Raw genomic sequence first — 12442 nt, forward strand, 5'->3', positions numbered from 1 at the left:
TGTGCTGAAGGTTGAATCTGTCGGAAGATGTATTGTCTCACAGGCAGGTCGACTCAAATTAATTCAGGGTGGTGGCAGGAAATGGTTTTTACTGAAGTATTTGTTCTGGCAGTTGTTTTAAGTGTGGCCCTACGTCTGTATTTGGCGAGCCGCCAGGTACGGCACATTGCCGTGAACCGCGCGCAGGTGCCTGCGGAATTCAGTGAACAGATCGGCCTGCAAGACCACCAGAAGGCAGCCGACTATTCAATCGCCAAAACCCGCCTGGGCATGGTCAATGTGCTGATCGAGGCCACCATTCTGATAGGCTTCACTCTGCTTGGCGGCCTGGAATGGATCCAAAGCCACACCAGCACCGCAGCCGAGGGCATATTGGCCGGCTTGTTGTTGATTGCAGTGGTAGGTTTGATTGGCAGCGTACTTGACCTTCCCCTGACCTATTACAAGCAGTTTGTGCTGGAAGAACACTTTGGTTTTAACCGCATGGGCAAAGGCCTGTTTTTCGGCGACTGGTTTAAAGGTCTCTTGGTGGGTGCACTGATTGGCGGCCCACTGGTGTTTGCCGTACTTTACCTGATGCGTGAAGCGGGCCAACAGTGGTGGGTATACGCTTGGGCCTTGTGGTTTGGTTTTAGCCTGCTGTTGATGTGGCTGTTCCCCACGGTGATTGCACCCATTTTCAACAAGTTCACACCGCTTGAGGACGGTGCAACACGCCAGCGTATTTTAAACCTGCTACAGCGTTGCGGGTTCGATTCAAACGGCCTGTTTGTGATGGATGGCAGCAAACGCTCCAGCCACGGCAATGCCTACTTCAGCGGCATGGGCAAGGCCAAGCGCATTGTGTTTTTTGACACCCTGCTTTCCCGCCTGAACGACGATCAAATTGAAGCGGTGCTGGCCCATGAATTAGGCCACTTCAAGAAAAAACACATCGTGAAACATTTGGCATTTTCCGGCATTGGCAGCTTGCTCATGTTTTTTGTGTTGGGGCTTTTGGCCAACACACCCTGGTTTTACACCGAACTGGGCGTCAACCCGGATTTGACCAATGGTGCGCAGGCCATGGCCCTGGTGCTGTTCATGATGGTGCTGCCCTACTTCACCTTCCCGGTTCGCCCGGTGATGTCGTGGTTAAGCCGCAAACATGAATTTGAGGCCGATGCCTATGCGGCACAACAAAGCGCGCCCCAGCACCTGATCAGTGCGTTGGTGAAGCTTTACCAAGACAATGCATCCACGCTGACCCCCGACCCACTGCACTCAGCGTTTTACGACAGCCACCCACCGGCGTCCATTCGCATCAGCCGGCTGAACACCTTGCAAGGCGCACAATGACCCAACCGCACCCTATCCGCCCCGTTTCAGACTGGTTGCATCTTCACTGCCAGCACATGGGTGAGGGTCATGCCTGGTCGCCTGAGGACATTGAACTGCAACTGAATGAGTTTGAAGAGTGGTCAGTTGAATTTGATGCCAAAGGCGAACAAGGCCGGGTGCTGTGGCGGCAATATTCATTCGCCAATTTTGAAGGCGTGAAGCTGGCAGTACATGCAATTACGCATTTGGCCGACGATGAAAACCACCACCCGGAAGTAACCTTCGGCTACAACCGGGTCAAGGTGAAGTGGAGCACGCACAGTGCCAACGGCATTACTGACAACGATTGGGCCTGTGCCGCCAAACTTGATGATGCGCTGAAACACATTGGCTAATTCATCACTTAACAAAGTGCGCCCCACTTACAAGGGCAAACAAACCGGCAATCATGGCAAAAATTCGGGCAACCCAGGTTTGCTGCAAGCCTTGGTGGTGGCCAGTTACGGACGCCACTTTTTGGCCCGCGATGAAGGCGGCACCATTTGGCAGGTATACGGCAAGGGCAAACGGCGGGAAGTGGCTGTGGGCGATGAAATCATCATTTTGCCCAGTGGCGACATGCAAGCTTGGGTAGAGGACATTCAGCCTCGCAAAAACCTGGTGTATCGTTCAGACGCCCTGAAAAGCAAAATGTTTGCCGCGAACCTGAATGGCGTGTTGCTGATGCTGGCCATCAGCCCCCCCTATTCACCCGAGCTGTTGGGCCGCACGCTGACTGCCTGCAAACACGCAGAAGTTCCCCTCACCATTCTGTTCAACAAGGTCGATATTCTGCAAGGCGATGCGGAAACCCTGAATGCCGTTGAGCAAGAATTGTTTGAAATCACACTGGATGAAATCCCTACGCACTACATCAGTGTGACCGAGCAGCCAGATGAAACGGAACGCCTGTTGCGCCCATTGCTGGAAGGAAAACGCACGCTGATTCTGGGGCAGTCGGGCATGGGGAAATCAACCCTGATCAACTTATTGATACCCGACGCACTGGCCGCCACAAATGAAATTTCAATGGCGCTGAATGCTGGCAAACACACCACCACACACACCCAGATGCACTTTGGTGAACAGGGCCTGGAATTGATTGATTCACCGGGTTTTCAGGCTTTTGGTTTGCACCATCTTTCTGAGACGGATTTGCTGAATGCGTTCACTGACATTCGCGATGAAGGCAACAAATGCCGATTCGCCAATTGCCAGCACAAACGGGAACCTGATTGTGCAGTAAAGAACGGGCTTGAAGACGGTACCTTAAGCCCCGCCCGTTACGACCTGTACCAAATGTTGAAAGCCGAGCTGCAAGAGGCAAGCCAAACTTATTAAGGAAGAACCATTACAGCGCACTGCCAGGTAACCAACCCAACAACGCAAACACCAAGGCCACCACCAACCACACCACCGCGCACTTGAACACCAATTGGCGAAATTGTTGTAAAGCCTGCACCTGGGTTTCTTCGCTCAACAATTGCCCTTCCGTAGCGGCTTTGGAAGAAGGGTCAAATGCAGCCCCGCCCACCAGGCCGACCGCCGTGAAAATTACAGCGGTCAGCGGTGCTCGGTTCGAAAAACGGCTCTGGGCCTTTGCCGCACGCCAAGCCAAGGCAGCATCGTCAAGTTGCGAAACAAGGCCCACAGTCAAGGCCAGCAAACGTGCAGGAAGCCATTCCATGGCAAACAGCACGAAACGTGGGCTAAACACCGCTTTCAACCTGTTGCTTTCCCAGGCCTCCTGCATGGAAGGTCGCTCGTGTGCGAAAGCCTGGGCATGCCACACATCGCGCTCGCGAATCACACTCCAGTGGGCCATCAGATAAACCACCAGCCCCATGGGCCCTGGCACCAGCAAAAACCAGAAAAACAGACTGAAGTATTGGCGCAAGGCCCGCTCTGTTCCGTGGTAAATGGCATGGAATACCAGTTCGCCCGGGCGGTGAATGACAGGTTCCGTGCCATCGTATTCTTTCATCCACACCAGCAACAATTCGCGCGCGCGGAAAAAATCGCCTTGATTCAAAAACAGCTGGGCATTGGTGAACACCACGGCAAAGTGGCGAAAACGCAAACCATACAACAACAGGAATACGCTGAGAAAACCTGCCGCCGAAGGCGATATAACCCACAACACCTGGTACAGAAAATACATGCCCAACAACCAGATCAGCAGCGGAACCCACCACTGCAAATGGGCATAACGCGGGGCGCCCAGGGCTTCCAGGTTGATTTCCAGCTCTTGGTTAAAACGGTCAACCCATTTGCGCGCGCGTGTGAACATCCCGTCAGGCAGGAAGGTTTCACACACCGCAGCAATCAGCAGGGCCAGATAGGACACGTGTTCTAGGCCTTCGCGTTCAAAAAGTGATACAGATTGCGAAGCATGGCTGCGGTGGCTCCCCAAATAAAATAGTTTTTTCCAGTTACAGGCGATTCATACGGCATGGCATAGAAAGTACGCTCGCCGATGGGCGTGTGCAGGCTGCGCCGCTGGTGATTCTCGACATTCATCAAGAATGAAAGCGGCACTTCAAATATCTCTTCGACTTCAAAGGCATCTGGCTTCAAGGAAAAGCCAGTTCGCACCAGCGCAACCACCGGGGTCACCAGAAAATTGGTTGCGGTTTGATACACAGGCATGGTGCCAAGCACTTCAACGAAGTCACGTGTCAACCCCGTTTCTTCCACGGTTTCACGCAGTGCAGTTTCAATCGGGTGCCCGTCTTCGGGTTCGCAACGCCCACCGGGAAAGCTGATTTGCCCGGCGTGATCATTCAGGTGGGCGGTGCGCAGGGTTAACAACACATAAAGATCGTCTTCCCGCTGAACCAAAGGCACCAGCACCGCTGCATCGGCAGGGTCACGGTCTTTGAAAAAACGTTCTTCGAGCGGCTCCGGCTGCCAAAGCAAATCGGCCATGGCAAAGCGGGCTCGCAACAATTCTGCAGACCACATGGGTTAAAGCGCTCCAGATTAAACAGCCAGGCCGAACAGCATCAATTCAGCAAACTGCCTGCGTAGGGGCGGCGTGAATTCCATCACGTTCAGGGCCATTTGTCGGCCCGCACCCAGCAAGGGATTGTGATTGGAAAAACCTTTCACCATCCAGTCTGTCATTTTAACCACCACCTGCCGATCCGCCACCCTGGACTTCTCAAATTCATCAAGCGCCGCGCTCAAGCGATGTTCCTGTGCAACAGTCGCGGGGTCAATGCTGCGGCAAAGTTGCGCCGCATCACGCAAGCCAAGGTTCAAACCCTGACCTGCAACAGGGTGCAAAATTTGTGCTGCATTGCCAATGGCCACACGCCTGCCCTGCACCAGTTTGTCGCGCCAGTTCATACCCAGCGGAAAACTTTTTCGGGGACCAATGTTCTGAACTGAAACGCGTCGGCCGAACTGTTGACGCAGTTCAGCGGCAAATTCGGCATCGCTGCAAGCAAGTCGCTTTTGAACCTGTGCCAAAGGCGCACACCACACCAGCGAGTACTTGTGCTGATCAACCGAAATGGGCAACAGGGCGAGCGGCCCATCTGATGTAAACCGCTCAAATGCCAGAGTATTTTTTTCATCAAGCAGGCCCGGCTCAACGTTCAACAGCACCTCGCTGACCAGTGCCCATTGGTCGTAATCCACCACCTGGTCGCGTTCGCCAGCCTCGCCGTACAAACCACCTTCTGCGTCAACGCGCAGGTTCACGGTGTATTCGGTGCCGTCCTCAAGCTCAAGCACTTCCAGTGAATCCACAGCACTGCGGTGCGCGTACTTCACATTCGCCGGGCGAAAAATTTTTACGCCTCTTCGTTCCAGCGATGCGGACAAACAATTGACCAGCTCGCCATAGCGCACGGTCCAGCCCAACGCCCGCAGGCCCAGTTCATCGGCTTTCATGCGAACTTGCCCGAAACGCGACTGTTCCGACACATGAATGTGGTGAATGGGTGTGGCATCTGCTGGAAAACCCAGGCTGGACAAGCGCAAGCGAGTGGCATCGGACAGCGCAAGAATACGGGGGTCCTGCGCAGAAGCCTCCAGGGGCTTTGCATCAAATATCGCAATTCGATCGGCGCGTTCACCCCAGGTGTTGGCCAACCACCCAGCGAAGGCCAAACCCACCGGGCCAGCACCAACAATGGCAACATCAAAATCGGTGTGCGAAGTCATCGTTCGTTCAGGCTGCCTTGCTGCTTGTTTTTTTGTGGGCTTTCATGGTGGCGTGAATGTCATTCACGGTTTTCGGTGCATCGGCGGTGTAAATGTCGCAGCCCTTCTGGGTGACCAAGGCATCGTCTTCAATGCGAATGCCAATGTTCTCGAACTGCTTGGGCACGCCCTTGCCTGGGCGAATGTACAGGCCGGGTTCAATGGTCAACACCATGCCTGCCTCCAGTTTGCGGCTGGTGTGCGGGGCCACGCCGTCTTCGGGCTTGGCTGAAGGGTCGCGGTAGCTGCCACAGTCGTGTACATCCATGCCCAGCCAGTGGCTGGTGCGGTGCATGTAAAAGCGTTTGTAAGCGCCACTTTCAAGGGCCTCGTTCAAGCCCGTTTTCAGCAGTTTCAAATCGATCAATCCTTGGGCCAATACTTTCACGGCCGCATCATGCGGATCATTAAAACGAACACCGGGTTTGGTGGCGGCGATGGCCGCGTATTGCGCATTCAACACCACCTCGTACACGGCTTGCTGGGCTTTGCTGAACTGCCCGTTCACGGGGAAGGTGCGGGTAATGTCGGATGCATAACAGTCCATCTCGCAACCCGCATCGATCAGCAACAAATCGCCATCACGCATCTTGGCGTCGTTGGAACGGTAATGCAGCACACAGGCGTTGGCACCGGAAGCCACGATGGAACCGTAAGCGGGTGCCTCTGATCCGTTTTTACGGAACTGGTAAAGCAATTCCGCCTCCACTTCAAATTCAAACTTTCCAGGCTGGCACACCTGCATGGCGGCGATGTGCGCATGCGCAGAAATATTGGCGGCACGGCGCATGATGTCGATTTCGGTTTTATCTTTGATCAAGCGCATTTCATCGAGTGAATGGCTTAAATCAAGCACTGCGTGCGGTGCCGAAATACCCATGCGGGCTTTGCCACGCAAGGTTTTCAGCACATCGGCCACGGCGGCTTCAAGGCTGTCGTCTTCACCCAAGCGCAAAAACACCGCAGGCTGATTGGCCAGTGTCTCGATCAAGTGTTCTTCAAGGTCTTCAATGCTGTGAGCCTGGTGCATGCCAAAGGCCGATTGCGCAGCCTTGGGACCAAAACGAAAGCCTTCCCAAACCTCACGTTCTTCGTTTTTGTCGCGGCAAAACAGCACGGCCCGGGAATCGCCTGTGGGTGGCACCACCAGGGCCAAACAGGCCTCGGGCTCTGGAAAGCCGGTGAGATAGTAAAAGTAGCTGTCGGAACGAAACGCATAATCAGCATCGCGGTTGCGCATCACCTCCATGCCCGACTGCACTAGCGCCACACCGCCGCCCATTTTTTTCAAACGGCGTGCCAGATGTTCGCGGCGCTTGGCGTAAATCAGGGGGTTGTGGGTGGGATACCTGCTCATAATGACTGCTTCCTTGCTGAATTCAAACGTTCGTTGAGTTCGTTCAACCGTTTCGGGGTGCCAATGTCCATCCAGAACCCGTCAAACAACTCACCTTGTACTTTGCCTGCTGCCATGGCTTGGCGCAACAGGGGTGTCAGTTTCGCAACATCCCCAACTTTTACACTTTTGAACAACTCTGGGTGATACACCCCGATGCCTGAAAATGTGTATGCGGCCTCGCCCTGGCCCGGTTGCTTCACCAAACCGCCTTGCAAGGAAAAATCGCCTTTCAGGTTGTGGGCCGGGTTGGGTACCATCACCAGGTGGGCCAACTGCCCTTGCGTCCATTCGCCCGCAATTTGCTGCGCTTTTGCAACTGGCCATTCGCAGGCCACATCGCCATTGATCACCAAAAACGGTTCGTCACCCAGCAAATGCAAAGCCTTTCGAATGCCACCCGCAGTTTCAAGCGCGATGGCCTCGGGTGAATAGTTTAGCCGCACACCCAGTGCTGAACCATCACCGAAATGGCTTTCAATTTGCTGACCCAAATGCGCGTGGTTGATCGCAATGTCAGCAATACCCACAGCAGCCAATGCCTCGATGTGCCACTGAAGCAAGGGCTTGCCACCGGCAGGCAGCAATGGTTTGGGGCAGTGGTCGGTCAAGGGGCGCATGCGCTCACCGCGCCCAGCCGCCAGAATCATGGCCTTCATTTAAAAGGTGTACCCCACTTTCACCGCTTTGTTTTCCAGGCGATCAAGCAACAGCAAAAGCGGCTTGAAGGCAATGTAGCGCGCGGCCACCAGGCGCACATAACGCAACACCACGGGCAGATCATTCAAATACTGGGCTTTGCCATCCCTGTAATTCAGGCGGGCAAAAATGCCCAGAATTTTCAAGTGACGTTGCAGCCCCATGAAGTCGAACTGCCGGTAAAACTCGCCTGGGTCTTCGCATATGGGCAAACCAGCTTTGCGGGCTGCTTCCCAGTAACGAACAGTCCAGTCCACGGTTTGGGCTTCGGGCCACTCAATGTAGGCATCGCGCAGAATGCTGACCAGGTCGTAGCTCAACGGGCCTTTCACGGCGTCCTGAAAATCAAGAATGCCAAATTGCGGTGCGGCACCCGGTTCGTTGGTCAACATCAAATTGCGGCTGTGGTAATCGCGGTGCACGAAAACCTGCGGTTCGGCCAGCGCGCTTTGAATCAGCATGCCTTTGATGCTGTCAAGCCAGGTGCGTTCCTGATCGGTCAGTTCAGCACCGTAATGCTTGCCCACATACCAGTCATCAAACAGGTTCATTTCCTGCAGCAACTTGTCGGCACCATACGCAGGCAAGCCGGTGGTTTGCGTGTTGGCCTGCAAGTGCACCAAATCACGAATAGCTTGCATGTAAAATGCGTCTTGCTGCCCTGCCTGGGCATTCAATCCTTGCAACATGGTGGTGTTGCCGAAGTCCTGAAGCAGCAAAAAACCATCTTCCGGGCTCTGGGCCAACACCGCAGGCGCATTGGAACCACCGCTTCGCAGCAGCTCGGCCACATGAACAAAGGGGCGGATATCTTCTTTATCGGGCGGAGCGTCCATCACAATCAGGGTTCGCGCGTTATTCGCCTCGCCAACCCGGAAGTAACGCCGGAAACTTGCATCACTTGACGCAGATTCCAGGGTTTCCAGATCAAACTCAAAACCTGACAGGGCAGCCAGCCATTTTTTCAACATTTCTTGACGCAAGGCGCTCATCAAACAGTCCAATCTCTTTAATGTGTAGTTAGATGCCTATAATAGTAGGATCCTGTGGCGCTTGACTGAACCGTCATCTATTTGAGTACATACCCAGCTTGAAGAAAAGCAAAATTTCACCGCTACTGCACCAAGTGCCTGCACGCCAACGAATACTTGCCCTTGCCCTGTTTTGCATCGGCAGTACCGCTTTTGCACAAAATGCCGAGAATCAGCCCCAATATGCTGAGGGCTCTACACGTTTGAAAATAGATGGTAGTTTGCTCGGTGGCGGTACACCCATTGCGGAAGACGAAGCCACCTACATTTCCGCCGACAAGCTGTACGGCAACAGCGCCGAAGAAACTTTTCTGGAAGGCAGTGTTGAAGTGCGCCGCAACAAGTTGCGCCTGTTCAGCGATTCAATCAATTATTCGCCGATCACCGACCGCGCCACGGCCAAGGGCAACGTGGTCATTGAACAGGAAGGCATGATCCTTCGGGCACCCGAAGGTTCGGTAAAACTGGGCACAGGCGAAAGCCAGATGACCCAACCCACCTTTGAGTTGAAAGACATCAATGGCAAGGGCCGCGCCGACAAAATGCAGTACGACGGCATTTCAACACTGACGCTTGAAAACCCGAACTACACGGTGTGCGAAGTGCCCAACCCCGGCGCTGCTGACCAAGGCGACTGGTACATCACCGCCGATTCACTTGAAATAGATCAAGCGTCTGAGGTAGGCCGTGCCCGTGGCGCCAAAGTGGTGTTTCAGAATGTGCCCATATTGGGCGCACCCTATTTCTCGTTTCCCACAACAGACCGGCGAAAAAGCGGTTTTTTACCGCCCTCGTTTGGCACCGTGTCCAACAGCGGGCTTGAAGTTACAGTACCGTATTACCTGAATGTTGCCCCTGACAAGGACATGACGCTGTACCCGAAAATCATTTCTGGGCGGGGCTTCCAGCTGGGCACTCAAACGCGTTACTTGACGCCCGGCAATGTCGGCGAACTGAAGTACGACTACCTGCCCAACGACGAGAAAACAGGCACCGACCGTTCAGCGCTGTCGCTTCTGCACAAGTTCGAAAAAGGCCCCTTTTATGCGGGCGTGAACTTCAATCAGGTTTCAGACGACAATTATTTTGTTGATTTCTCGCGCACACAGGCTGTGGCCTCCCAGCGCGTGTTGGTGCAGGAAGGTTTCCTTTCTTACCGCCAGAAAAACTGGAGCGCCAATGTGCGCACCGTGGCCCACCAAACCCTGCAGCTTTTCAACGACGTGATTGCCGAACCTTACGACCGCCTGCCTGAGGCAACGGTCGAGCTAAGCCCCACGCGGATCGGCAACGCCAACGCTTTTGTGTCTGTTTCAGGCCAGTACACCGACTTTGCCCGCCCATCTTCAGCACCCGCGCGGGTTGAAGGGTCAAGGGGGGTTACGCGTGCCCGGGTTTTCATGCCCATTCAGCGATCCGAGTTTTCGTTTACGCCAGCCTTTTCGCTTCAAACCACCAATTACGACTTGAAAAGCCAAACAACCGGTCTGCCAGCCACCCCGGGCAGTGTAATACCCACGGTGTCGCTCGACAGCACGGTGTACTTTGACCGAAAAACCAGATTCTTTGGCCGCAACGTCAACCAAACACTTGAACCCCGCATTTTTTACCTGTACACGCCGTTCAAGGATCAATCGGACCAGCCAATTTTCGACACCTCAGTGACCGATCAAAGCCTGAGCCGAATTTTCGCGGAAAACCGCTATTCCGGGCTGGATCGTGTAGGCGATGCCAACCAGTTAACACTGGCTGTCACCAGCCGGTTTTATGATGATTTGACCAGCGAAGAACTGTTCAGCGTCACAGGTGGTCAACGCCTGAACCTGAGCACGCCCCGGGTGATACTGCAGGGCTTTGAAGCGCCGACCACCAGCGACTCCGACTTTTTCGCCAATGCGCGGGGACGAATCAGCCAGTCAGTATTCCTGGACGCCACTTCGCAGCTGAATGCCGAAAGTGGACGCCACGAACGCGGCAATGTTACGGTTAGTTATGCGCCGTCTTTGGGCAAACAGCTGAATTTAGGCTACCGCTACACGCGTGCGCAAATTGATCAGTTCGACATTTCCGGGCAATGGCCAATCTCTGATCGCTGGAGCGGCGTGGGTCGTCTAAACTATTCCATGCTGGACAACCGCCTGATTGAAGGCGTGGCCGGCCTGGAGTACAGCGAGGGTTGCTGGGCAGTGCGGGTTATTGCACAACGCTTTGCCACTGCGCCGCAACTGGAAACAAGTTCGCTGTTTGTTCAACTTGAACTCACTGGATTGGGTCGACTGGGTTCCAACCCGGCCGACCTGTTGTCGAGAAAGGTGCCCGGGTACACGCCTTTCTCCTCCTCTCAAGCCACCCGATAAGTTATGACAATGAAGCACATTCAACACTGGTTATTTGCAGTCACCGCCTTTTCAATTCTGGGAACTGCCCAGGCACAAGGCGTGAAGGCACCCTCGACCAATCTGCCAGCGGGCAAACTCAGTTCTGAACTGGGTGCAGGCAACGGCTCGGGCACATCCACCATTGATGGCATTGTGGCCGTGGTGAATACCGACATCATCACGCGAAGCGAGTTGAACCGCCAGGTGGCCCTGATTGAACGCCAAATGAGCCGGCGCGGCGCGCCCCTGCCCGATCGCGTAGAACTGCGCAAACAGGTTCTGGACCGCATGGTGATGGACCGCGCCCAACTTCAAAAAGCGGAAGAACTTGGCATCCGGATTGACGACACGCAAATTGAAGCCGCAATGGCCCGTGTGGCCGACCAAAACGGTCTGCCACTTGAAGAGTTCCTGGCCCGATTGCAGGAAGAAGGCGTTTCACCCGCCCGCTTTCGCGAAGAAGTGCGCAGCGAAATTACCTTGGGCAGGTTGCGTGAACGCGAAGTTGAATCTCGCATTCAGGTGTCCGATGCTGAAATTCAGAATTACCTGGCCGCACGCACGAAAAGTGGTGTGACTGCAAACAAGCCCGAAGTGAACTGGATTCAATTGCTGGTAAAAGCCCCCAATGATGCCAGTGGCAACGCCTTGAACCAAGCCCGCAGCAAGGCCGAAACCATTGAAAAAGCACTGAAAGACGGCAAATCGCTTGAAGACATCTTGAAAACCAACCCTGAACTGGCAATCGAAGGCACGGGGCAAATGGGCTGGTCAGGCTACGATGCAGTACCAAGCCTGTTCAATGAATTTTTGTCAAAAAGCCAGGCCAACGCAGTGCAAACCGTGCGCAGCCCCAATGGCTTTCACGTGCTGAAAGTGCTGGGCCGCCGCGAAGGTGGCGTCGCACTGGACAACACGCCGGTGACGCAAACCCGCGCCCGCCACATTCTGATTCGCCCCGGCCCCGACATCACGGAAGCCGAAGCCAAGCGCCGCCTGAACTTCGCGCTGGAACAATTGCGCGGCGGCGCGGCCACCTTTGACACATTGGCCAAGCGTTATTCCCAGGATGGTTCAGCCGCCAAGGGTGGCGATTTGGGCTGGCTGTACCCCGGCGACACCGTGCCGGAATTTGAGCGTGAAATGAACCCGCTTGCAACAGGCGACGTAAGCCCCGTATTTCAAAGCCGGTTTGGTTTTCACATCATTCAGGTGGTTGAACGCCGCCAGCAGGCTGCTTCTGAAGAACGCCAGCGCCAGGCAGCACGCCAGGCCATTCGTTCCAGCAAATCCGAAGAAAGCTATCAGGAATGGCTGCGCCAATTGCGCGACGCCACTTTCATTGAAATTCGCCTTTAATTTCAAGG

The 12442-nt window shown here is 54.7% G+C and carries 11 protein-coding genes; 5 read left to right on the forward strand and 6 right to left on the reverse strand.

Going from position 1 to position 12442, the window contains the following annotated elements:
- Positions 1–81 precede the first annotated feature (81 nt).
- The 3 genes from V7028_RS00390 to rsgA are packed head-to-tail and all read left to right on the forward strand — an operon-like array spanning position 82 to position 2700.
- The gene (locus tag V7028_RS00390) at positions 82–1338 is read left to right on the forward strand and encodes a M48 family metallopeptidase (RefSeq protein ID WP_334118125.1); all 1257 of its coding nucleotides are present in this window, start codon (positions 82–84) and stop codon (positions 1336–1338) included.
- The gene (locus tag V7028_RS00395; protein WP_334118126.1) at positions 1335–1715 is read left to right on the forward strand and encodes a 4a-hydroxytetrahydrobiopterin dehydratase; all 381 of its coding nucleotides are present in this window, start codon (positions 1335–1337) and stop codon (positions 1713–1715) included. Before V7028_RS00390 ends, V7028_RS00395 begins: the two co-directional genes overlap by 4 nt.
- Complete coding sequence (rsgA, locus tag V7028_RS00400; RefSeq protein WP_334118127.1) at positions 1708–2700, forward strand: ribosome small subunit-dependent GTPase A; 993 nt, start codon at positions 1708–1710, stop codon at positions 2698–2700. Before V7028_RS00395 ends, rsgA begins: the two co-directional genes overlap by 8 nt.
- A 10-nt stretch (positions 2701–2710) precedes the next feature.
- Here rsgA and V7028_RS00405 read toward each other — a convergent pair whose 3' ends face one another.
- The 6 genes from V7028_RS00405 to V7028_RS00430 are packed head-to-tail and all read right to left on the reverse strand — an operon-like array spanning position 2711 to position 8658.
- Positions 2711–3706: a hypothetical protein gene (locus V7028_RS00405; protein WP_334118128.1), complete on the reverse strand. Its 996-nt coding sequence runs from the start codon at positions 3704–3706 to the stop codon at positions 2711–2713.
- Positions 3707–3711: 5 nt separating this feature from the next.
- The gene (locus V7028_RS00410) at positions 3712–4323 is read right to left on the reverse strand and encodes an NUDIX hydrolase (RefSeq protein WP_334118129.1); all 612 of its coding nucleotides are present in this window, start codon (positions 4321–4323) and stop codon (positions 3712–3714) included.
- A gap of 18 nt (positions 4324–4341) precedes the next feature.
- Positions 4342–5532, reverse strand: coding sequence for an FAD-dependent monooxygenase (locus tag V7028_RS00415; RefSeq protein WP_334118130.1), 1191 nt, complete (start codon positions 5530–5532; stop codon positions 4342–4344).
- A gap of 7 nt (positions 5533–5539) precedes the next feature.
- Positions 5540–6928, reverse strand: a complete 1389-nt coding sequence (locus tag V7028_RS00420) for an aminopeptidase P N-terminal domain-containing protein (protein ID WP_334118131.1) — start codon at positions 6926–6928, stop codon at positions 5540–5542.
- Positions 6925–7626, reverse strand: coding sequence for an N-acetylmuramate alpha-1-phosphate uridylyltransferase MurU (gene murU / locus V7028_RS00425; RefSeq protein WP_334118132.1), 702 nt, complete (start codon positions 7624–7626; stop codon positions 6925–6927). The genes V7028_RS00420 and murU overlap by 4 nt, the downstream gene beginning before the upstream one ends.
- Positions 7627–8658 (reverse strand): aminoglycoside phosphotransferase family protein, encoded by a 1032-nt coding sequence (locus V7028_RS00430; RefSeq protein WP_334118133.1) that lies wholly within the window; start codon positions 8656–8658, stop codon positions 7627–7629.
- A gap of 98 nt (positions 8659–8756) precedes the next feature.
- Between V7028_RS00430 and V7028_RS00435 the strand changes: the two genes are divergently transcribed.
- Both V7028_RS00435 and V7028_RS00440 read left to right on the forward strand, forming a co-directional pair.
- Positions 8757–11054: an LPS-assembly protein LptD gene (locus V7028_RS00435; protein ID WP_334118134.1), complete on the forward strand. Its 2298-nt coding sequence runs from the start codon at positions 8757–8759 to the stop codon at positions 11052–11054.
- Positions 11055–11057: 3 nt separating this feature from the next.
- On the forward strand, positions 11058–12434 hold the full coding sequence (locus V7028_RS00440) for a peptidylprolyl isomerase (RefSeq protein WP_334118135.1): 1377 nt from the start codon (positions 11058–11060) through the stop codon (positions 12432–12434).
- Positions 12435–12442 lie beyond the last annotated feature (8 nt).

It is taken from the genome of Limnobacter sp. (assembly GCF_036846585.1).
Classification (GTDB): Bacteria; Pseudomonadota; Gammaproteobacteria; order Burkholderiales; family Burkholderiaceae_B; genus Limnobacter.